This is a genomic window from Streptomyces silvisoli, from assembly GCF_029269905.1.
Classification (GTDB): Bacteria; Actinomycetota; Actinomycetes; order Streptomycetales; family Streptomycetaceae; genus Streptantibioticus_A; species Streptantibioticus_A silvisoli_A.
Genome location: NZ_JARJBC010000036.1, coordinates 26,317 through 48,501, shown reverse-complemented (window position 1 = coordinate 48,501; position 22,185 = coordinate 26,317). Strand labels below are relative to the sequence as shown.

Annotated in this window: 18 protein-coding genes and 2 pseudogenes; 12 read left to right on the top strand and 8 right to left on the bottom strand. The window is 68.3% G+C overall.

Going from position 1 to position 22,185, the window contains the following annotated elements:
• Positions 1–163: 163 nt before the first annotated feature.
• Positions 164–427 carry a hypothetical protein gene (locus P3G67_RS34025; protein ID WP_276096947.1) on the top strand — a complete coding sequence of 88 codons (264 nt, stop codon included), beginning with the start codon at positions 164–166 and terminating at the stop codon, positions 425–427.
• A gap of 103 nt (positions 428–530) precedes the next feature.
• Here the strand turns inward: P3G67_RS34025 and P3G67_RS34020 are convergent, their stop codons facing one another.
• Positions 531–1,196: a TetR/AcrR family transcriptional regulator C-terminal domain-containing protein gene (locus tag P3G67_RS34020; protein WP_276096946.1), complete on the bottom strand. Its 666-nt coding sequence runs from the start codon at positions 1,194–1,196 to the stop codon at positions 531–533.
• Positions 1,197–1,214: 18 nt separating this feature from the next.
• On the opposite strand from P3G67_RS34020, the gene P3G67_RS34015 reads away from it, so the two are divergent.
• The 4 genes from P3G67_RS34015 to P3G67_RS34000 all read left to right on the top strand — a co-directional run bounded on the left by P3G67_RS34015 (position 1,215) and on the right by P3G67_RS34000 (position 6,123).
• On the top strand, positions 1,215–2,477 hold the full coding sequence (locus tag P3G67_RS34015; RefSeq protein WP_276096945.1) for a beta-ketoacyl-[acyl-carrier-protein] synthase family protein: 1,263 nt from the start codon (positions 1,215–1,217) through the stop codon (positions 2,475–2,477).
• A 1,275-nt stretch (positions 2,478–3,752) separates the two neighbouring features.
• On the top strand, positions 3,753–4,364 hold the full coding sequence (locus P3G67_RS34010) for a hypothetical protein (RefSeq protein ID WP_276096944.1): 612 nt from the start codon (positions 3,753–3,755) through the stop codon (positions 4,362–4,364).
• Positions 4,365–4,901: 537 nt separating this feature from the next.
• Entirely contained in the window at positions 4,902–5,312 is a 411-nt protein-coding gene (locus P3G67_RS34005) for a hypothetical protein (protein WP_276096943.1), read from the top strand.
• Positions 5,313–5,598: 286 nt separating this feature from the next.
• Positions 5,599–6,123 (top strand): hypothetical protein, encoded by a 525-nt coding sequence (locus P3G67_RS34000; protein ID WP_276096942.1) that lies wholly within the window; start codon positions 5,599–5,601, stop codon positions 6,121–6,123.
• Between the two features lie 125 nt (positions 6,124–6,248).
• On the opposite strand, the pseudogene P3G67_RS33995 reads toward P3G67_RS34000, so the two are convergent.
• Positions 6,249–7,440: pseudogene (locus P3G67_RS33995) on the bottom strand (cytochrome P450).
• Between the two features lie 183 nt (positions 7,441–7,623).
• Between P3G67_RS33995 and P3G67_RS36240 the strand changes: the two are divergent.
• Complete coding sequence (locus P3G67_RS36240; protein ID WP_391858409.1) at positions 7,624–8,298, top strand: GbsR/MarR family transcriptional regulator; 675 nt, start codon at positions 7,624–7,626, stop codon at positions 8,296–8,298.
• 79 nt (positions 8,299–8,377) lie between these two features.
• Entirely contained in the window at positions 8,378–9,175 is a 798-nt protein-coding gene (locus P3G67_RS33980; RefSeq protein ID WP_276096950.1) for a transposase, read from the top strand.
• Positions 9,176–9,592: 417 nt separating this feature from the next.
• Here P3G67_RS33980 and P3G67_RS33975 read toward each other — a convergent pair whose 3' ends face one another.
• Positions 9,593–10,150 (bottom strand): TetR/AcrR family transcriptional regulator, encoded by a 558-nt coding sequence (locus tag P3G67_RS33975; RefSeq protein WP_276096941.1) that lies wholly within the window; start codon positions 10,148–10,150, stop codon positions 9,593–9,595.
• A gap of 95 nt (positions 10,151–10,245) precedes the next feature.
• Between P3G67_RS33975 and P3G67_RS33970 the strand changes: the two genes are divergently transcribed.
• Positions 10,246–11,403: an FAD-dependent monooxygenase gene (locus P3G67_RS33970; protein ID WP_276096940.1), complete on the top strand. Its 1,158-nt coding sequence runs from the start codon at positions 10,246–10,248 to the stop codon at positions 11,401–11,403.
• Positions 11,404–11,694: 291 nt separating this feature from the next.
• Here the strand turns inward: P3G67_RS33970 and P3G67_RS33965 are convergent, their stop codons facing one another.
• Positions 11,695–12,147, bottom strand: coding sequence for a nuclear transport factor 2 family protein (locus tag P3G67_RS33965; protein ID WP_276096939.1), 453 nt, complete (start codon positions 12,145–12,147; stop codon positions 11,695–11,697).
• Positions 12,144–12,992 (bottom strand): NmrA family NAD(P)-binding protein, encoded by an 849-nt coding sequence (locus P3G67_RS33960; RefSeq protein ID WP_276096938.1) that lies wholly within the window; start codon positions 12,990–12,992, stop codon positions 12,144–12,146. The genes P3G67_RS33965 and P3G67_RS33960 overlap by 4 nt, the downstream gene beginning before the upstream one ends.
• Before the next feature lie 111 nt (positions 12,993–13,103).
• Between P3G67_RS33960 and P3G67_RS33955 the strand changes: the two genes are divergently transcribed.
• From P3G67_RS33955 to P3G67_RS33940, 4 genes and pseudogenes are all read left to right on the top strand, one after another.
• Positions 13,104–14,048, top strand: a complete 945-nt coding sequence (locus P3G67_RS33955; protein ID WP_276096937.1) for an AraC family transcriptional regulator — start codon at positions 13,104–13,106, stop codon at positions 14,046–14,048.
• An 878-nt stretch (positions 14,049–14,926) separates the two neighbouring features.
• Positions 14,927–17,500 (top strand): glycosyl hydrolase, encoded by a 2,574-nt coding sequence (locus P3G67_RS33950; RefSeq protein WP_276096936.1) that lies wholly within the window; start codon positions 14,927–14,929, stop codon positions 17,498–17,500.
• 492 nt (positions 17,501–17,992) lie between these two features.
• Positions 17,993–19,216 (top strand): alpha/beta hydrolase, encoded by a 1,224-nt coding sequence (locus P3G67_RS33945; RefSeq protein ID WP_276096935.1) that lies wholly within the window; start codon positions 17,993–17,995, stop codon positions 19,214–19,216.
• 56 nt (positions 19,217–19,272) lie between these two features.
• Positions 19,273–19,505 (top strand): annotated as a pseudogene (locus tag P3G67_RS33940) (glycoside hydrolase family 16 protein); the annotation flags it as partial.
• 41 nt (positions 19,506–19,546) lie between these two features.
• Here the strand turns inward: P3G67_RS33940 and P3G67_RS33935 are convergent.
• From P3G67_RS33935 to P3G67_RS33925, 3 genes are all read right to left on the bottom strand, one after another.
• Positions 19,547–19,732, bottom strand: coding sequence for a hypothetical protein (locus tag P3G67_RS33935; protein WP_276096934.1), 186 nt, complete (start codon positions 19,730–19,732; stop codon positions 19,547–19,549).
• Positions 19,733–19,984: 252 nt separating this feature from the next.
• Complete coding sequence (locus P3G67_RS33930; RefSeq protein ID WP_276096933.1) at positions 19,985–21,169, bottom strand: iron-containing alcohol dehydrogenase family protein; 1,185 nt, start codon at positions 21,167–21,169, stop codon at positions 19,985–19,987.
• Positions 21,170–21,199: 30 nt separating this feature from the next.
• Positions 21,200–22,123, bottom strand: a complete 924-nt coding sequence (locus P3G67_RS33925; RefSeq protein ID WP_276096932.1) for an NAD(P)-dependent oxidoreductase — start codon at positions 22,121–22,123, stop codon at positions 21,200–21,202.
• Positions 22,124–22,185: the final 62 nt, after the last annotated feature.

Genomic DNA, 22,185 nt, shown 5'->3' with positions numbered 1-22,185 from the left:
GAGGGCTGGCTACCCGTTACGACAAGACACCCGAGAGCTACACTGCCGGACTCCACCTGCGCGGATCCATCCTCTGGCTACGCAGCCTGCCAGCCCTCGCGTGATCTCAACTCAGAACACCCCCTAGCTTGGGAACTGCTCCGCACGCCGTGAAGGCAGACACGTGAGCCGACCCGAGCCGGTCGCAGCACCCCAACTGGCCTTCCCGGCCGCCTACCTTCAGTACTGGGTCCAGTTCCCGCCCACCGACGCCGTACATCTGTGGCGCGAGGATCTCGAGGAGTTCATCGAAGCCCACGCCGACGACCCGCTCGCCGCCACCGACGACGGGCAACCCTATCCCCACGCCCAGCCTGCCCAGTACATGCTGCGGGTGCTGTACGCCGACCGGCCCCAGGACTCCTACGAGCACTACGCCTTGCTCTAGCCGCAGCAGTGGAGTTCGTGGGCGACGGCGAGATGCTGACCGCGACAAGGCCGCCGTGGCGGGGGAACCGCGCAGGTCGTCGTCGCTGGCCCGTTCGACTGAGCTAGCCGGGCTCGGGTTCGTCGTGGATGGTCAATGCTCCGGCGAGGTCGAGTTCGGCGACAGTGCCGTGTGCCCCGGCGCGGACGAGCAGCACTGCGCCGAGCGCGGTGCTCCAGAACGTCCTGGTCTCCACGTCGAGCGGTCGGCGGGCCCTCCAGCCGCGACCGTCGATGAGCTGGCTCACGAAGCGCTCGGATTGCCGGAACAACAACTGGAGGTGCCGGTCGACCACGGAGGCGAGTTCGGGCTTGGAGATCCCGGCGGCGAGTGCTCGCGTGACTGACGGGAGCGAGGGCATGGCTAGTACGGCGCGGGCGATGTTGCGCCGAAATGTCGCCGCGTCGGGGGCTTGGCGACCGATGCGCTCGATCCGTCGGGCGTCGTGCAGCAAGCCGAGAAAGGCGGCATGCACGAGCAGCGAGTCCTTGGAGCCGAAGTAGTAGGTGACCTGATTGGGGAAGACGCCTGCCGCGTTCGCGATCTCCGCGACGCTCACCTCGGCGCCGGGCCGTTCCTTGCAGAGCCGTGCAGTTGCCTCAATCAGCCGGCGCCTCGTCGCGCGACCGCGGTCACGCGACCGAGCCGACGCTGATCGAGCTTCGGTTCGCTTCTTCTCCACACCCAAATTGTATGTGATACAACAAGACTCTGCTCGCTTGTATCGCATACAAGAAAGTTGAGGGACATGCACCGGACTGAAGTCGTCGTGACCGGACTCGGCGCGATCACGCCACTCGGTGGCGACGTGGCGGCTACGTGGAACGCTCTACTTGCCGGCGAGTCCGGCATCCGCGGCGGCGTCCTGCGCGGCCACGAGGACGCCGGCCTTCCCGACACCGTCGCGGGCACGATGGCGATCGACCCCGCCGAGTTGCTGCTGCCGGTGCAGGCCAGGCGGCTCGACCGCTCGCAGCAGGCGGCCTTCGTCGCGGCGGCCGAAGCCTGGGCCGATGCAGGCGTCCCGGAGGTGGACCCGGACAGGCTCGCATCAGCGATCGGCACGGGCATCGGTGGCGTACGGACGCTGCTCAAAGAAGATGACGTACTGGAGGCGGCCGGGACCCGGCGCGTCTCGCCACGTACGGTCCCGATGCTCATGCCCAATGCGGCGGCGGCGCTGATCAGTATTGAATACGGTGCACGGGCCGGGGTCTACACGCCCGTCTCGGCATGCTCTTCCGGTGCCGAGGCGATCGCCCTGGGGGCCAGGCTCATCCGTGCAGGCGAGGCGGACGTGGTCATCGCGGGCGGGACCGAGGCCGCGATCACCCCGATCACCGTCGCTGGCTTCGCCCAGGCACAAGCGCTGTCGCGGCATGCCGACGAACCCGCGTCAGCGTCACGGCCGTTCGCCGCGGACCGCAGCGGATTCGTCCTCAGCGAAGGTGCCGCTGTCGTGGTGCTCGAAAGCGCCGAGCACGCCAGCGCCCGAGGCGCGCGCGTCCACGCGGTACTCGCAGGCGCCGGCATCGCTGCCGACGCTCACCACATCACGGCGCCCGCTACCGACGGCTCCGGTCAGATCTCCGCCATGCGAAAGGCCCTCGCGCAAGCCGGTTTGGCTCCTGAGCAGATCAGTCACATCAACGCCCACGCCACCGGAACTCCGGTCGGTGACGTCGCCGAGGCGCACGCGATCGGGGAGGTCTTCGGCCGCGCCACCGTGACGGCTCCCAAGGCGGCGCTGGGTCATCTCTTTGGCGCGGCTGGTGCGATCGAGGCGCTCATCGCCGTCCTCAGTGTGGAGCACGGCGTCATCCCGCCGACCCGCAACCTCACGGCGGCCGGCGTCGGTCCCGACATCGATCTCGATGTCGTCGCAGAGCGACGAGACGTCCCGCAGGAGGCCGTGCTCAGCAACTCCTTCGGCTTCGGTGGGCAGAATGTCTCACTTATCGTCACCAGCGCACGGCACCACGCGTCCTGTACGGCCTCGATCGCATCATGACCCACGCGAACGCACCGCTGCCCGTTTTCCGTGGAGGGTCGCCGCCGATGGATCGAACGTACTTGGCCTGGCCTGCGCGGGCGACCCGTCCTCGGCGTGCACGGTCTCGAAGTGCTACCAGCGGCCACTGTCCCCACTGCATGACCATCGCGGTGTCCGCGCGTGCAGAGCCAGGACCATTCCACCGAACTCCAAGCCCTGATCGACGCGGTTACCACCCGCCAAGACATTGATCTGTACCGCCCGGTTTAACGAACCGCCGATAATAACCCCAAGGCACCCACCACTCAACGAAGTTCACTCGTGAGGCTTGCGGGAACGGGCCATGTGAGCTGCGATTGGGCGGGGGAGGGGCGTGCCGGAGTGCGGCCGCGTATACCTTGAAGTGCCAGCCCGGAATACTTACCGGTCGGCTTCGCCACAGGTCTTTCAGGGCCTCGTCGACAACCTGGTCGTCGAGCCAGATTCATTTGCGCAGGCGCGCCGATGACCATAGCTCCGTTGCGGGTGAACCCTGGGCAGACGGCGAGCACGCGCACGCCGTGCGAAATTCCGTCACACAGCGGTAACTTGAGGTCGCGTAAGGGAACGTGCGCACTCGGCGCTGGTCGTCGCCGCCACCGCCGTCCTCACCTCGGGTGTCCCTGATGGCCTGCTCGGCAGGCACGTCGGCCCCGTGCCCTTGATCCAGATCCGCAAGGTCAGCTTCTTCTGCTGGCTGGCAGTGACCGGGCCTCCACGAATTGGCCCACATCCGGCGGTTGCCCCGCCTCATCGGCGCCGACCCTGCGTAACGCCCCCGCCCGGTACGGAACTTCGGCTACCGGACGGGGCCGCCGCTGGTCCGTGCTGGCCCTCCTCCCTCGGCGCCGGGCTGGCCATCGCACCCGCCGGAACGCACTTGGCGTCCGGGTGGGGACGTTAGCGCCAGGCGACGCGCCCTACCGCGTCGTCGGCACCGAGGTCAACGAGACAGAGACACCGCTTGACCAGGAGCAATGATCATTAGAGGCCAACAGGTCCAAGCGAAAGCGGGAGATCGGCATTTTTTGTTGGCGCGGAGTCTGGCGCCTTGGCGGTCGGATTGGCACCATGATGGCCACCTCGCACAGTGGTGACGCAAATGACTCCTCGCGCCAGTCGCACCACAGCTGTCATCCGCCCGGGCTCCAACCACGCCAACAACTGCCGCACTTCGGCATCGCACAATTTCTGCGCCGCGTTCCTTCCCCCCTCACATGGAAGGCCCTTCCGGCTTTCCGAAAAGGAGAAACAGTGGCCACCACCGCGAATCCGGACCATGTCCCCACCCGCCACACTGCATCACCATCCTTAGCCGCCCTGCGCCGGTTGCACGCCGCCGCGGCGGTTCGCATCGGCTTCGGACTCGTCTGGGCCATCGACGCGTCGTTCAAGTGGCTACCAGCGTTCATCCACGGCAAGACGCTCAACGATGAGTTGGGCAAGGCCGCCGCGATCCACACCCCTGTCATCCACCAGTGGATCCAACTCTGGCACGACGCGGGCACGGCCGACCCCCGTGCCTTCGCCGTGGGCACGGCGCTGGTCGAAAGCTGCATAGCACTCGGCATGATCTTCGGTGTCTTCACCAACCTGGTCTTCATCGGCAGCGCGGTGTTCTCGTTCGGTATCTGGTCGGCAGCCGAAGGCTTCCACTTGCCGTGGACCAAACCGGGCATCACCGACCTCGGGCCCTCGGTGGCCTACATCTTCGCCTCCCTCGCGCTGTTCACCGCCTTCGCCGGCGCGACGTGGAGCCTCGACACGCGACTACGTCCCGCCCTCGGCAGGCTGGCCTGGCTCGCCAGTCCCACCGCCGCAGAGGTCGCCGTCCGCAGATCCCCCGGTACCGCAAGGACAACGTGACGCCCAGCCGTCTCGACCTGCCGGTCATGCCCTTCAGCCGCCGCCGGTCGGGAGATCCCCGGGCGACGGCTGTACCTCATCGTCATGAGGAGGGCGCCATCGCCTGTCAACTCGTAAGGGGCCACTGAGCGGGGGAGTTTCGGTGAGGGGGCGCGCTGTCGTCGGCTGGCTCACCGCTTTGCGTTCCGGTATCGAGCGCTGGTCGCGCGAGGCACGCCGCCACCGGGGACAACCCTTCAGGCACACCACTCGACATCAGCGTCCGAGCGGGTGGTCGCTGGTTCGGAGCCGACAGATGGCTCTGTCACACCAGCGGCCCCCAGTGCGGCACCGAGGAGGAGCGGCCATCCAGGTGGATCCGGAATCCACACGGCGGTCATCTGAGGCGGCTCGGGCAGGGTTACGTCACCATCGCCGAGAGGCGTACCAGCGAGGGTAAGACAGGTCCCGGTCCGTGGCGTAAACACTGGAGACGCCGAACTCCCCGCGGTGGTAGGAGGGGAGCCGTCGCCTCCCGACCGTCCAGGAGGTTCGTGCATGCGCGTTGCCTTCCGCGCGCGGTACCCGACACGCATGTGCGCAGCCTTGTTGTGCCTGGCAGTGGCCTGGATCCATGTCCAGGACCAAGGCGGCTTCCCGGGCAACCGGACCCCTGGCTACGTCGGCATCGGCTACTACATGTTGGAAGCCGCCGCCATCCTTTGCGCGGTACTGCTCATCGTGGGCAGGCCGGACATGCTCCTGCGCGTGGGCTGGCTGTTGTCCCTGGGCATCGGGATCGGCCCCGTCACCGGATACCTACTGTCGCGCGGTCCTGGCCTACCGGACTACAACGATGACCGGGGCAAATGGCTCGAGCCTCTGGGCGTGGCCAGTCTCGCTGTGGAAGGCACGCTGATCACGCTGGCCACGATCGCGGTCCTAAAGGACCGAAAGTCAAGGTCCTGATCACACCAGCGGCCCCACTTCAATCGCGGCTAAGGGCTATCTGGAGTCGCGAGCAGGAGCCTTCAGCCCCCAGATCGTCGCACCGGCGGCCCTCGGAGACCTTGACAATGCCCGAAGCGGTAGAAAGCCCGGCGCTCCTCGGTGCAAGCAGCCGCAGAAGTTCAATGGAGCGGCCACTCAGGTCCCCATATGGATACGATGAGCGCGCTGGCCCAATCGCGTACACGAACCGGCGCGGGGCCGACCCGCGTCCTTCCCCTGAACACGGTGACCAGGAGAGTGCTTCGTGGCCGCGCTGACCAAGCCTGAGTCGTCCCACCCAGACGACGAGGACACATTGCGTAACGCTTGGCGCGACTGCCGCAACTGGTGGTCTCAACGTGCCACCACCGGCCAGAAGATAGCAACAGTCGCTGCTGTTGCCACCTGCGTCGCCACGACGGGAGCCATACTCGCCCACTCCCTAGGGCTGTTCTCCGCGGTCGACACTACCGTCACCTGGACGCACGGCACATACACCGTCCCGCAGGAGTGCGCAAAGGGCGGTATCCTCCCTATCAAGATCAACAATGCTGCACCTACTGGCTCCACAGTCCGGGTAGACGACCCCTACTACTTCGCCCCGCTCCCTCTCTATCGTTCCGGAACCTCTGACGCCTCCATTCCCGCCGTCGCGATCCCCGCTCACGGCAGCGTCACGGTCTACCTCAAGCTGGGCGAGGCGTCCTTGGAATGCGCCAACGACGCCGCAGACGTGCTCAGGGTCGAATCCGACAGCCCGCCAAACCCGCCCGAGCCGCCAATTAACTGATCATTAATGACGTCACTGCGTCCTCGGGTCGGGACCACTGCTGGTCCCGTCGTGCCGGGAACAAAACCGAGTAGAGTCGTGTTTGATGGCAGGACAAACTTTCGGATCCGTCCACTGGTTCACGGTCACACATCCCAGGTGACCGGGAGGCTTTTCACGCCGTAGATGTCCGCGGTCTCCGCGGCGCAGGCCAACTTCTTCAGCCGTTACAGCCAGGCGCAGCGTGGGGAAGCGGTTGACCAACGCGGGGAATGCGACCCGCATTTCGACGCGGGCCAACTGCTGGCCCAGGCATTGGTGGATGCCGTGGCCGAAGGCCAGGTGCCCGCCCTCCTGCCTTCGGAGGTCGAGCACGTGGGGATCGGCGTAGCGCTCAGGGTCGCGGTTGGCAGTGTGGTACGACAGGACGACCGTCGTGCCGGCTTCGATGGTCTGGCCTGCCAACTCGACGTCCTCCAGAGTCGTCCTCATGAATGTCTTGGCGACGGTCAGATACCGCAGCAGTTCCTCCACGGCCCGGTCGGTGAGCGCGGGATCCGTGCGCAGCGCGACCAACTGCGCGGGGTTCTGTAGTAGCGCGAAGGTGCCTAGCGCCAGCATATTCGCGGTGGTGTCGAATCCGGCTGAGAGCAGGATCAGGGCGACCCCCTGCAGCTCCTCAGCGGTCAGATCGCTGTCGGTGAGGTCGCTGAGTACGTCGTCGGTGGGGTTCGTGCGCTTGGCGGCCACCAGCTGTGCGAGGTATTCCTGGGTCGCGGTGTAGGCCGCTATGAGGCCCTCGTCGCTTGCCTCCCCGCTGAGGAACGTTTCGATCTGTGCCTGGAAGGAGCCCCGCTCCTCGTACGGAACCCCCAGCAGCTCGCAGATGATGATGGCGGGAATGGGTCTGGCGAACGCGGTCACCAGGTCCGCCGGCGGCCCTGCCTGCTCCATGGCGTCCAGACAATCGGCGGTGATCTGCCCGATGCGCTCGGTGAGCAGTCGCATCCGCCGTGCGGTGAACCTGCCCACCAGCGGCTTGCGGTAGCGCCCGTGCTGCGGCTCGTCCATGAGCAGGAACTCGCCGGGCGGCGCCGGAGGCAGCTCGAAGTCGACCACGTTCATCAGCTCCTTGCGCGAGCTGAACCGCGAGTCTGCCAGGACCGACCTGACCAGGTCGTATCCGGTGATCAGCCAGCCGGGTTTTCCGCCGGTGTGGGTGAAGCGGCTGATGGGGCCGTGCCGGCGGGCGTCGATCAGCTCTGCTGGCGGGTCGAAAGGGCAGCCGGGCTGACGAGCCATCGGCAGCCTCGTGACGGTGTACGGGGGTTCACCCATGACTATTCCTCATCTCGCGATAGTGCGCGTTTGGAACAGCCCGAAAGCTACGTTGCATTCATGCTTGCGTCAATCAGAGGGAATGTGTTTTCGCAGGTACATGGCGGCAAATTGATGCAATGACGCTGCACTCGAATGCAATGCCGCGTTGCAATGAATGGCGTCGAAGGCAATACTGACGGCATGCCAGGAGGACGCTTGACCCAGAGGGACCGCCAGCGCATCGCGGCCGGACTCGCCGACGGGCTCTCCTACGCCGAGATCGCCAGGCGGCTCGAGAGGCCGACATCGACGATCAGCCGGGAGGTCAGCCGCAACGGCGGCCCCGTCGGCTACCGGCCCCAGCAGGCGCACCAGGCGACGGCCCAGCGTGCGCGTCGTGGCACACCGATACCCCTACGCGCGGCCACACCGCCGGTCGACGCGATGGCAGGGGAGATCATCGAGATGGCAGTCAGGACGGGGCTGCCGAGAATGACAGCGCGCGTGCACATCGACCTGTTGCTCTCCGAAGACGGCAGGCGCACCGCAGCCGAGCTGACCCGCAGGCTACAGGTCAGCCCGGCCTCCGTCTCCGTGGCCGTGAACTACCTGGTCGAGAACGGGTATGTCCGCCGCGAGCGCGATCCGCAGCGGCGTCGCGACGTCTACGTGCTCGACGACGAGGCCTGGTACCACTCGATCGTGATCGGCTCGCAGCAGACACTCGAGACGGCGAAGGCCGCGACGGCGGCGGTGGAGGCCTTCGGGCCCGACAGCCCCGTGGGGCAGCGGCTGGCCAAGGCGGGCACGTTCCTGGAGCGGGTCATCCAGGACATGCTCGAGTCGGCCGACCGCTGGCGTGCCCTCCTGTCGTGATGGGTGTCAGCCGAACCACCCGGAAAGCGGCCGCTCCTGACAAGGTAGGCTCCGCCCGGAGTCGGTCGGGGCCTACTGGCTGTGGCCATTCACCGACCGCGTCCTGGTCACCTTGGTCCATCTCCGTGCCAACTGGCCGCACGTGGCCCTCGCTGAGCTGTACGGCCTGGGCCGCTCGACGATCAGCGAAGCGATCGCACAGATCCGCCCCTTGCTCGCCACGCGTGGATTCGCCGTACCCGACCGTCCAGGCCTGCGGCTGCACACCCTGGCAGACGTGTTCGCCTACACCGAAGCCGAAGGCATCCACCTGCGCATCGACGGCACCGAGAACCAGGTCCGCCGCCCACCAGCACACCGCCCCGGACGCCGGGCCTTCATCTCCGGCAAGAAAAGGCAGAACACCATCAAGACCACCACGATCAGCGACGGGCAGGGACGAACGCTGTGGTCCGGGGCCGATCGACCCGGCCGGATGCACGACCAAACAGCGATGCGCTCCGAAGGCATCGCCGAGCAGCTCCGCCTGCATCCCACCGTGAAGGCCGAGGTCGACGAGGGCTACCGGGGCCTGGCCAACCAGTTCCCCGACCAGGTCAACGCACCGCCGAAGAAGCCAAAGGACGACGCGCCACTCGGGGAGCGGTACGCGTGGCGTGAGTACCGGCGCCGCCAGTCATCACGCCGCATCTGCGTCGAGCACGCCAACGCCGAACACAGGCAGTGGCGTCCACTCCAGCGGTACACCGGACGTCGGGAGACCTACGCGGACACCCATCGGGCCATCGCCGCTTTGGTCTCCGATCGCGCTGCCACCCGGACCTCCACCCGCAAACCGAGCACCGAACTCGTCCTCGTCCAGCAAACACCCCGCTGAGCAACACCAGCCACGCCACCAGGCAAGCACGCACCAACCTCAATCGCCGACCACGTCGTAAGTGACGGCCTCAGTGGGGTTGCCCGTCGATGACTCTGGTGAGCGAACTTGCGAGGAGTCGGGTTCGCCGATGGAACTGGAGTAGTGGGGGCCGGTGTTGTCCGTGTTCACTCTGGCTCGCGAAACGGTTGGGTGCCGATCACGCGTAGCAGCTCAAGTTTCTCGGCGGCGTCGGTGTCCTCCAGCGGCAGTAGGATTCGCGTCCTGAGACCGTCCTCGGGACCTAGGGACTCCCGCCAACTACACCCGGAATCTCGTGGAAGACCCCTAACTGATCGCTTCAGGATGAGGGCGTGGGGCGGTGGAACCGGACGAGGCTGCGGGCCGGTTCGAGCAGGTCCGTGGCAGCCCCGGGGCCTAACGTAGGGCGGCGGCGACCAGGCCTTCGAGGGCGTCGCGCGGTACCTCGCCGCCGCTCACCAACCGGTCGAAGATCAGTCCGTCGATGCAGGTGAGCAGGATGTGGGTGCGATTCTCGACGTCCGTCACGCCGTGCGCGGCGAGGAACAATCGGACGGCCTCACGGCCGGCGTTCTCGCGGGGTACGAGGATCTCGCGCAGCTCTGGGTCACGCACGCTCTCGACGGCGCAGGCGTAGCGGGCGAGCGAGCGGCGGCGGCCCTCGCCGGTGAGTCGCTGTCGGGTGAGCAGTGCCATGCCGTCCACCAGTTCCTCGGCAGTGCGCATGGGGGGACGCTCGTTGGCCATCGTTTGCAGTTCCGCTTGGTCGAGTTGGACCAGGCGTGTGACGAGTCCGGTGAGTAGTGCGGTTCGGGTGCGGAAGTAGGCCGACGTGGTGCCGGGCGGCATGGCCGCTTTGCGGTCGACCGCGCGGTGGGTCAGGCCACGGATCCCTACGTCGGCGAGTACGTCGAGAGCCGCGTTCGCGAGGAGGGTGCGTCGATCCGAAGTCATGGCTTCTTTCTACACCTGTAGAGACTCGGCTAGGGTGCCTTCTACAGATGTAGAAGGGTGCCTTCTATAGATGTAGAAGAAGTGGGGGCTTCGGCATGGGCAACACGGCAGTGGTGGTCGGAGGCGGCATCGGCGGGCTGGCCGCCGCGATCGGACTGCGCCGCATTGGCTGGGAAGTGACGGTGGTCGAGCGCGCGCCCGTGCTTGAGGACGCGGGGGCCGGCATCTCACTGGCCGCCAACGGCCTGCGGGCACTGGACGAACTCGGCGTGGGCGAGACAGTACGGGATGCCTCGCGAGGCCAGTACAGTGGCGGCACCCGCACACCTCAGGGCGGCTGGCTGGCCCGGATGGACGGCTCGGCGCTGGAGAAGGCGGTAGGCACGCCGATCATGGGCATCCCCCGCTCCACCCTCCACCGGCTGCTACGCGACTCCCTACCCGCCGAGGCATTGGTGATCGGCTCCGAGGCCGGCCCGGTCGAGCAGATCGGCCCCGGGACGGTTCGGGTCGGTTGCGGCGACACGGTCCTTGACGCCGATCTGGTTGTGGCGGCCGACGGCATTGGCAGCAAAGTGCGCAGCCACCTCTTCCCATCCCACCCCGGCCCGGTCTACAGCGGTTCGACGGTGCTGCGTGCCATCACCGAGCAGGCGGTCGACCTGCGTACCGACTTCGAGTTGACCTGGGGGCACGGGGCCGAGTTCGGGCACATCGCCTTCCATGACGGGCGGGCCGAGTGGCACGCCGTACTCAGCCTGCCCGCCGGGACGCGGTTCGCCGACCCCCTGGCCGAACTACGCAGACGGTTCCACACCTGGCACAGCCCGATTCCCGCCCTACTCGATGCGACCCGGCCCAGCGCCGTGCTACACCACGACGTCAACGAACTTCGCACCCCGCTCCCTTCCTACACGCTCGGCCGAACCGCCCTGCTCGGCGACGCGGCACACGCGATGACGCCCAACCTCGGACAGGGCGCCTGCCAGGCGCTGGAAGACGCAGTCACCCTCGCCGCCGCGCTCGCCAACGAGCCCACCGTTGAGGCCGCGCTCACCCGCTACGACGCCGAGCGCCGGCCGCGCAGCCAGGCCGTCGCGCGGGCCGCACGGCAGGCCGGGCGGATGGGCCAGCAGCTCTCCCACCCACTGGCCGTCGCCCTGCGCAACACAGCGATGCGAGTGGCGCCCTCGCGCGCCGCGACGCGCATGCTCCTTCGGCATCACGCCTGGGTCCCACCACGGTTGAACTGATCCGATTCACGTCTCCGCCAGGTCAGCGCCGTCACCTTCCCGGACAAGTCGACCTGTGGGCCTTGCCGTTGGCGGTCACAGTGGGCAGGGTGTCCGCGTGCGTGCTGATCTTGTCCCGGACGACCTGTGGGAGCGGGTGGTGCGTTGTGAATCAGTTCTCCGTTGGTGTCATTGAGGCGGACAGTGCACCAATGATCAGGGCGGATCCCCGGTTTCGCCAACCGGGGGTCCACAGCTACACAACGGAACGCGCGTTGCGGGTCGACGTGGCCTCGGCGCGTGCGGTGGCTGTTACGAATGGCGATCTTGCGGCCATCCCTGTGCGTCGAAGACGGCGATGGGGTCCAGGTAGTCGCGCCAGTGCACCACCTTGCGGTCCTGGATGGTCACGACGGAGACGAAGCGGTTGTCGTAGGGTCGCCCCGTCGGGACCGACGTGCCGTGAACTTCGTACTCCAGGACGACCGTCGAGGTCTCGCGGTCCCGGTGCACGCGGAGGTTGTCCGCACCGTGCAGCTTCACGTAGTCGCCGTAGTCGCGGTACAGGTCGATGATCCTCTGGCGTCCCTCGACCCGCCGGGGGTACCCCGGCACGGTGATCACGTACTCGAAGACCACGTCGTCGGCCAGCAGGTCGTAGTAGTCCTCCCCGTCGACCAGGCCGTCCAGCCCCTCCTTGATGATGCGGAAGAACGGGCTGTTCGCCCCGACCAGGGCAGTGTCGTCGCTGACGGTCTTGCTCACTTCGCCTCCGAGGTCCATGCGTGGGCGTCGCGCTCGGCGAACTCGCGGAAGGTGGTGGCCGGCCTACCGGTGACCTTCTCGATGTCACCGGTGGGCGCGGCGCCGTTGCCGGCGATGATGGCGCCGGTGAGCCAGCGCATCATCACCGCGTAGTCGGCGGGGACGCCCGCGGCGAGGGCGCCGTTGATCCACGTCTCCTGGTCGATGTCGCGGTAGGCGACGGGACGGCCGCTCACGGAGCCGATGGTGTCCGCGACGTCACCGAAGGTAAGAGCCTCCGGGCCGGTGAGCGAGTAGACGGCGCCGGCGTGAGTTTCGGGGTCCAGCAGCGTCTCGGCCGCGACCGCTGCGATATCAGCCGCGTCGACGAAGGCTTCCCTGCCACCGGCGCTCGGGGCCGTGATCACTGCTTCGATGACCGGGAGGTGGTCGTCGGCGAAGTTCTGCATCACCCACGAGGGGCGCAGGACCGAGTGCGTGATGTTGTGCCGGGAAGCCAGATCGGCCTCGACGGCCGCGATGTCGATCTCCGGCGGGGCCTGGTCGGCGTTGTAGACGCTCAGGTAGGTGACGTGACGCACGCCGGCCGCCTCGGCGAGGTCCAGGAAAGCGCCGACCTGGTCGGCGTAGCTGACGCGCATCGTGGGGGTGACCAGATAGAGGCGGTCGGCGCCGGCCAGGGCGGGCGTGTGGGTGGCCGGGTCGTCCCAGTCGAACCGGATGTCCGCTCCGCTACGCGCCGCGGTGCGGGTGATGCTTCCTCGCTGGGCGAGCAGGTCGGCCAGCAGCGAACCGGTCCGGCCGGTGCCGCCGAGGATGAGTGCCGTGGAGGCTTCGTCGTTCATGGCTCCATGCTTGAGGCCCGGAGCAAGATATTCCATGCGTGATTCGCTCGCATTTTTGCGTGAAGCTCTCGCCCCTTGACCCTCGGTGCTCGTGCTGGTCAAGCTGATCCCATGGACCTGCTGACCGACTACCTGGTGCGGGCGCGCGCCGCCGGCGCGGTGTTCGCGCGGACGGTCACCGAACCGCCGTGGGGACTGCGGCTGGGCGGTTCGATACAGCTGTCGGTGCACACGGTCGTCCGCGGCCGGGGCTACCTCTGGCTGGACACCCCTGGCAGCACCGTGGAGCTCATACCGGGAACGGTCACGCTGGTACGAGGCGGGCCGAACCACTACATCGGGCACGAGCCGGGCGCCGAATGCCTGGAGCCGGAAGAGTTCCGGGCACGGCACGCCCAGATGGGACCCGGGGACAACCCGCAGGCCACCGTGTTCCTGTGCGGCGCCTACCAGTTCTCCGGCGATGTCGGCAGCGGACTGCTCGACGCACTGCCCCAGGTCATGACCCTCTCGGCGGCCGACGACGACCCCCTGCGGGACGTGATCACTTTGCTCTCCCGCGAACTGGTGCGGAACGAACTCGCCCAACAGATCGTCCTGGACCGCCTCCTGGACCTACTCCTCGTCCTGGCCATCCGCAGCGACTTCCGCCGCAGCGCGACCGCACCGCGCTGGTACCGGGCATCCGCGGACCCGCGGCTGGGCGCCGCGCTGCAGGCCATACACGAGAACGCTGCCCACCCGTGGACGGTCCCCGAACTCGCCGCGATCAGCGGCCTGTCCCGAGCCGCCTTCGCGCGGGCGTTCCGGGACGCACTCGGCCAGGCTCCCATGCAGTACCTGACCGAATGGCGCATGACCCTCGCCCGCGACCACCTGCGCGCCGACGATCTCAGCCTGGCCCAGATCGCCGACACCGTCGGCTACGGCTCGCCCTTCGCATTCGCCGCCGCCTTCCGCCGCCACCACGGAGAACCACCCGGAACCTGGCGGCAGAGGGAACGAACGCCCCCAAAGACGCGACTGCTTACCACCCACCACCACCCCAAGCCCTGATTCAAGCGTCTTGGTCAAGACGAATTCAACGCGCCCTGGCCCCCTGGGAGCGCGAATTTGCCGTGCGTAAGTCCGTCCACCGGCCCCGCAGGGAACTCGGCGTCGCAGCCTGACCGACCAACTCAACGTGACAACCACCGAGCGTTGCCGCTGCCCATGATCACGCGGAAATGCCCGATCTGTGCTCATGGTGCCACCCACCCCAGTGGGCCCAACGCCGCCGCGCCCCAGGGCCTCATTCCCTTCGTGGACAGCTCCACTGCCGCGGGCCGCAACCCGAACGGGGCGCCGTAGACCCCGCAGACAGCCCTGCTTCACGTGGGTCGCGTACGTTGCCTTGAGCCACCAGGCAGCCCCTCGTGTACGACCGGCCCGTCCTGGCTGACACGGCGGGAGCGAGTTGCCCGGACGGGACGTTCGCGTAGGTCGGGCTGCAATCGCGACGGACCAGGCCATCTGCAGTGCGTGATGGCACGGCCTTGGAACTCGGCTGACGATCCTGGTGTGTTCAGCCCATATCGGCCCTGACGGTGGGCTGGAAGGGATGCCAGCCGTGCCGCTGGGAACGCAGCACCTCCTTCCGGTATGCGATGTGACATTGCACACCATGCACCCTCAGGGCCGCGGTTGGGTAGCCCCCAGGCCCATAACTCGGCGCTATGCCTGACGACTTGAGCGGCGCCGCTCGGGGCCTTCACCGCGTTGCCCAGGAGCCCGCCCGTGGTCCAGCAAGCGGCTCGTCGCCTGCGAAGACGTAATGCACGCTCACATTGGGGCTGTACGAGCGATGGAGTGAGCCTCTACGCTCACCGGCGTCCTGTGGTGGCGGGAGCACCGCGCGATACGTAGCGTGTCCCGTCATGCCCAGGAGGCATTTGATGCTTCAACGTTCCAGACTGCTGGTGGCCGCAACGGCGGCCGCGGCGGTACTCACCAGCGGTGCAACCGCGTTTGGCGACCAAAGATCTGACTCCCCATCCGCCACCCGGCAACTCTCCGCGCTCGCACGTCACGTGCACCACAACAAGGCTTCCGGCGTCCAGCCTGCCGACGACGGGGGAGATCCTGACGACCCAGTCGCCGGGACCCTCCAGTTCGCCGCGGCGCGCACTGCTCCGTCAGCCTCGGTCTCCGGTGCTGCCCTGGCCGCGGGGTCGGCCGCCGGTGACCGATTGCCGGTCCGGGGCGGCAACTGGTCGGAGGTGACCAGCGGTTCGACCAACAGCGAGACGCCCGGCTACGCCGACCCGTCCTTCTCCGACTACGGCTCGGGCTGGGGTCTGGTGACCGGCCGGGCGTCCGCACTCGCCACTGACGGACGGTGGGTCTACGCAGGGTTCGCCGATGGTGGCGTCTGGAGATCCAGCGACGCCGGCAAGTCCTGGACGCCCGAGTTCCAGCACGAGTCCACCGAATCGATCGGCGCGCTGTGGGTAAACCCCGTCGACCATTCGCTGTGGGTCGGCACCGGTGAGGCCAACACCAGTGCGGACAACTACACCGGCCAGGGGGTCTACCGTTCCGCCGACCACGGCCGGACGTTCCAACGGGTCGGCGGGTCGGAGTTGCTGAACGCCCAGGTGGCCGGGTTGACGGCGAACGGCTCGTACCTGTTCGCGGCGACCAGCCACGGCCTGTGGCGGCGTCCGCTGACGAGCCGGCCGAACCAGCCGTGGCAGCCGGTACTCAGACCGGACCCGAACCCCGACAAGGACCCGACCCGGACCTCGATCATCTCCAGCGTCGTGGTGCGGCCGGGCAGTCACGGAAGGACGGTGCTGGCCGCGCTCGGGTTCCGCGACGGTACCCCCTTCGACGGGTTGTACCTGTCCACGAAGGGCGGGGCGCCCGGCTCGTTCCGGCGGATCCAGCCAGCCGGGCTGGACAACTCCGACATCGGCCGCACCAGCCTTGCCTACGCTCCCGACGGCGGCGCGTTGTACGCGGTCATCCAGTCACCTGCCTACTACTCCGGTAAGCGGCCCTCGCCCCTGCAGTCGACCACGCTCAAGGGCGTGTACAAGTCGGCCAACGGCGACCCCAACGGGCCCTGGACGCTGGTCGCGGACGCGGGCACCCTGGCCAAGTCCGGCTCCGCGCAAGGGTTTCCATCCTCCTACGAACCGGGTGTCGGCTCCTGGTACAACCAGTACGTCACGGTCGACCCGCGCGACCCCCGGCATGCGTACGTCGGCCTGGAGGAGATCTACGAGACCCGCGACGGCGGAGCCACCTGGAAGACCATCGCGCCGTTCTGGAACTACACACTGCCCTGCTACGGGACAGCCACCGGTTGCTCGCCCACGGTCCACACGGACCAGCACGCCATCGCGATCAGTGGCGACGGCACGGTATACGTGGGCAGCGACGGCGGTGTCTGGTCGCGGCCGACCGCCAACTCCGTCACCGCCGACTGGAAGGATCTCAACTCCGGCTTGCACACGCTCCAGTACTTCTACGTCGGCGCGGGTCGCGACCCCAACGGTGGCACCGCGCTATGGGGCGGTCTTCAGGACAACGGCGGGACCCTGGTCCGGGGCAACTCCCATGATGTGATCCAGCCGTTCGCCGGCGATGGCGGCGATGTCATCGTGGACCCGGGGAACGCCGACCGGGCGGCTGTTGAATATGTTGACGGCGACATCGCCGTGACCACCGACGGCGGCCGCTCCGATGGCAAGGCCGCGGCATTCCGGGAGATCAGCCCGAGCTGCCAGATCAACGCGCCGGTGGCGGGCTGCGATCCGAACATGCAGTTCATCGCCCCCTTCACGGCAGACAGAACCGACCCCAACCAATGGGTGATATCAGGCCGGTATGTCTGGGAGACCCAGAAGGGTTTCGACACGGTCTGCTCGAAGACGGCGGCCAGCTGCGACTGGAAGAACGTCTACGATCTCGGCGCCAACGCCTCGACCACCGCGGTCGAGGCGAACAACAGCGTTGACTACGTCGGCTGGTGTGGTCCCTGCCTGCCGTCAGCCGAGAGCGGAGCCGGGTTCAAAAGCGGCATCGCCACCAACTACGGCGGAACCTGGCACACGATCACCGCACCCAACCTGCCGAACCGCTACCTCACCCGGTTGGTGAGCGAACAGTCCAACCCGGCTCACGTCTACGCCGTTTACGGAGCGTACTCGCGGAAGTGGATTCCCGGCGCTGGCGTCGGGCACGTCTTCGAGTCGCTCAACGGCGGCAGTACCTGGAGGGACATCAGCGGCAACCTACCTGACCTTCCGGCCGATGCGCTCGTCATCGCGAAGGGCCAGTTGATCCTGGCCACCGACCACCTCGTCTACACGGCGGACGTCAGGAACCCGACTCGTTGGGCGCGGCTCGGCCGCGGTCTGCCCAGTTCCGTCACGACCGACCTGACCCTCCTCCCCTCGGGCGACACCGTGGTCGCCGCCACACACGGACGCGGCTTGTGGAGGCTCAAGCTGAGCAAGTGATGTGCTGCCGCTTGAGGCGGGCAAGCCGCCTTGGCCTCGGCCCAAGGCTTCAACACGCCTTGGGCCGAGGTAGTTTCAAGCAGGCGGCAGCAGCCTGGCAGGTCGGGCTTGATTTGTTGGCCACGCTAGCGACTATCAGAACGAACGTCGGCGCGACGGCCTACACCGCGATGATAGTGAGCCAGTACTGTCTGACGCATGGTGAGATTACGCTGGGCGGCGCGCGGTGTCGTGCCGTTGCTGTTGGTAGCCGTGGGCTTGGGCCCGTGGTCTGGGAACGCTGCGGCGGTGCAGTCGGCCGGGCCGTCCACGCCGTCGTTCGTGGCGGCCGCGCCTAAGTGGACTAAGTGTGCCGATGCGGGGCCGGAGGCGAGCCCTGCGCAGTGCGCGGACATTCGGGTGCCGCTGTCGTGGGCCCGTCCGCATGGGCCGACCATTTCCCTGCATCTGTCCCGGCTGCCGGCTCTGGATTCAAAGCATCGGCTGGGGGTGTTGCTGTTCAACCCGGGTGGTCCTGGCGGGGCGGGTGCCGAGGTGATCTCCGAGATGGGGCGGGTGGTGCTGCCCGCCGAGTTGCAGCGGCGCTTCGACGTCATCGGCTTCGACCCGCGCGGGGTCGGGGACAGTACCGCAGTGGCGTGCACCGGTGCGGCGCTGTCGCCGAAGGTAGCGGTCTTCCCTGACTCGAAGGCGCAGTTCGCGGCCGTCCAGCGACAGAGCGCGGCCTACGGCACCTCCTGCGTCAAGCATTCGGCGCCCGGCTTGGTCGCCAACGTCGACACCGTCAGCGCGGCCCGTGACATGGATGTGATCCGTGCCGCGCTGGGGCAGCGGAAGATCAGCTACCTGGGCGTGTCGTACGGTACGTTCCTCGGCCAGACTTATGCCCGCCTGTTCCCGCACCAGGTTCAGACTATGGTGCTCGACGGTGCGATGGACCACGCCATTACCCCGGCCACCTTCCTGGACGAGGAGGCGTCCTCGCTGTCGGAGGTGTTCGACCGGTTCGCCCGGTGGTGCACGGCGTCGAGGTCGTGTGCGCTGCACGGCCAGGACGTGACCGCTATCTGGGACGGACTGGTGGCCCGCGCGGCCCGCACGCCGATCCCCGCACCGCACGCCAGGGGCGGTGCGACGACGGTGAACGCCGACGCGATCCGGATGGTGCTGCCGAACCTGCTGCTGTTCGGGCCGACCAGTTCGCTGCTCCCCTCCACCTGGCGGGAGTTGGGTACGGCGATCGCCCAGGCACAGGACGGCGACGCCTCGCTGATGGCCGACAACTCCGACGTCGGGCAGCCTCAAGACGCCTATGCGGCAGTGGGCTGCATGGACTTCCCGCCGCAGTTGCGTGGTTACGCCGACACCGCCGCGCGGTTGAAGCAGGCCCGCGCCCTGTCCCCGCACACCGGCGCCTCCTCTGAGGCCTGGCTGATGACGGACCTGTGCGCGGGTTGGCCGCTGCCGTCCACCGATCCCTGGGGGCCGCAGAAGATCACCGGTGCCCCACCGATCCTGGTGGCCAGCACGCGGTACGACCCGTCGACACCGCTGGTATGGGCGCAAGGTCTGCACCGCGAGATCACCGGCAGCGCTCTACTCGTCGCCAACGTCACGGGACACACGGCGTACTTCAACTCCGGGTGCGCCCGTGCCGCGGAGACGACCTACCTCATCACCGGCAAACTGCCCGTGTCCGACCACTGCGGCGCGTGACCGACACCCCCCGTGCGTACTCGATGGGCCGTGGCCGTACCGAACGTTGCGAGGGAAACTGGTCGCCGGGCGCCGTGACCTTCTCTGTCGACGGCCACGCCTACGAGACCCGCACCCCGGCCGACACCCACGGCATCAAGTGGGTCTTCGACCATCCCATCCACCTCATCATGAACCTCGCCGTCGGCGGCTACTGGCCCGGTGACCCCAACGGCAACACCCAGTTTCGCAGTCCCTGATCGTGGACTACGTCCCCATCACAACCACCGAAAGCGGGCTGCCCCACTGACCCGGCGGGTCGGTGTCCAACTGTTGTGCGGACGACGAACGTCAGGCGTGGGGCAGATTGGCGGCCAGGTACCAGGTGCGCTTCTCTGACAGACGTGCCGGGTCGGCGGTGGCCACGATCCCCCGGTCCTCGACGGAGATCTCCAGCGCCGTTTTCCGATCGAGTACCGGGCCACTGCGTCGGGTCCATGCCTTCCGGTTGGGGCCAAGGGTGGGCAGATCGGGCAAGCGGCTGACCGGGCGCGCGGAGTGCCCGGCCCGAAGCTGCCTGGCTGCGCGACGGACTCTCCTCACCCGGTGGCCTGTAACGGGGCGGGCCAGGACTTGTACCACGGTCCGAGGGGCGTGAGCCGTGGAAGTGGCCGACGAATGCACGCCGCTGACGCCCCATCAGTGGCCGTGACGGCCCTGTGCCGACAGCCTCGGCGGCCCGCGGGCCGCGGTGGGGCGGCGGCTTCGTGGTGGCGAGGTGAGACGCCGTCAGAAGACCGATGCGAGGATCTCCTGGACCTCCGCCTCCGTGGCGGGCTTCGGCGCGTTGCGGGTGACGGCGTCCGCGACAGCGCCAGCGGCGACGCAGGTCAGCATTTGCCTGGTCGCGCCCAGTTCGCGCAGCGGGCGCTTCACCTCGATCGCGCCGGAGATCTCGCGGACAGCGCCGATCGCCGCGCTCGCCCAGTCGCGCGGAGCCGGATCCGGCACACCAGGCCGGACCCGCAGTGCTCGGGCCACCTGCTCGTACGCCGGGCCTGCCGCTTCGGCGCTGAACTCCATGACCTCCTCGAAGACCGCGGCCAGCGCCACGCCGTGCGGGGTACCGATGCGGGCGGTCAGGGCATGGCCGATGCCATGCACCAGGCCGAGGCCGGAGATAGTGAGCGCTCGCCCGGCCAAGTGCGCGCCGAGCATCAGTTGGGCGCGAGCCTCCAGATCGGCGCCGTCCCGGTAGGCGATCGGGAGCCAGCGGCCGACCAGGGCCACCGCCTGGGTGGCGTACGCGACCGAGACGGCGTTGGCGCCGCGGGAAGCGAGTGACTCCACGCCGTGCACCAGGGCGTCCAGCCCGGTGGCAGCAGTGACGTGCGGCGGCAGGCCGAGCGTCAGCTCCGGGTCCAGTACGGCGGTGTGCGGCCGTACGGAGGAGTGGCCGAGGTAGACCTTGCGGTGCGCGGCAACGTCCTCGATCACGCCGAAGCCGTTGGTTTCCGCGCCGGTGCCGGCGGTGGTGGGGACGGCGATCAGCGGCAGGCCGTCAGCGGCGTCCCACAGTTCGTCGGCGTCGGCGGCACGCGCGTGCGGATTGCCGACCAGCAGCGAGATGCCCTTGGCAGCGTCCAGGCTGGAGCCGCCGCCGAGAGCGACGACCGCGGCGGGCCCGAACGCGCGGGCGGCGGCGGCGCCAGCGTCGACGTTGCCGGTGGAGGGGTTGGGCGCGACGTCGGCGAAGAGGCCGCACTCGACTTCGGCGGCGTTCAGAACCTTGGTGACGCGCTCGGCTATGCCCGCGGCGACCAGGCCGGGGTCGGTGACCACGAAGGCGCGCCGATGGCCGGTGGCGGCGATCAGTTCGGGCAGCCGAGCGAGGCTGCCGGCCCCGAAGATGGTGGCGCAGGTCGGGTCGACGGTGAACGAGGCCCCGGCGGCTGGGGAGGAGAGGGCGGACATGGTGCGGGCTCCTGTGTGGTGGTTGGGACTTCAGGCGGTGAGCGCGGCCTGCTTCGGGACGGGCAGCCGGAAGTGCTGTCCGGCCAGTTCCTCGTAGAGCCGCATCGGTGCCATCTCCCCGGCGAGGTCGCCGTACTGGGCCTTGGCTCGCCGGTAGACCTGCTCGACCAGTGCGGACAGTTCGACCGACACCCCGACGTCCCGGCCGAGGTCCACCGCCAGTCCCAGGTCCTTGCAGGCCAGCGTCATGGCGAAGGACTCGTCGTAGTCGCCGTCCGCGAGTACGGACAGCGCGTCCCGCTCCAGGAAGTGCGATGCGGCGGGGCTGGTGAGCAGCGCGGTGCGCAGCACGCCGAGGTCCGCGCCTGCCCTGACGCCCACCGCCAGCACCTCGGAGGTGGCGACGAGGTGGCTGAACCAGAGCAGGTTGATCATCAGCTTCACGGTGTAGCCGGTGCCATGGCCGCCCACCTGCAGGATCCTGTCCGGGTCGCCCAGCACCTCCAGCACGGGTAGCGCGCGGGTGAAGTCCTCGGTGGCGCCGCCCACGAAGATCTGCAGGGTGCCCGCGTCCGCGCCCCGGGCCATACCGCTGACCGGGGCGTCGAGGACGCGGACGCCGCGAGCGTCGAGGACCTCCTCGCGTACCCGGCGCGCGGCGGCCGGCGTGGAGGTGGACATGTCGATCCATAGCGCGCCGGGGGCGAGCGCCGCCGCTGCACCGCCGCGCAGCATCACCTCCTCGACGATCCTGGGAGTGGGGAGCATGGTGATCAGGACGTCGGCCTGGGCCGCGCACGCCGCGGCGGTCGGCGCCCAGGCAGCGCCGAGGGCGCGGTGCGGGGCGGCGGCCTCCTCGCGGGTGTCGTGGACGGTGACCGGCAGGCCCGACTGGAGGAGGTTACGGGCCATGTGGCCGCCCATGTTGCCCAGTCCGATGAATCCGATCCTCATGGTGTGCCTCACTACGGCTCGAAAGTGCGGGTGGTGGGCCGGGGCGGGCGCCCCGGCGTAGG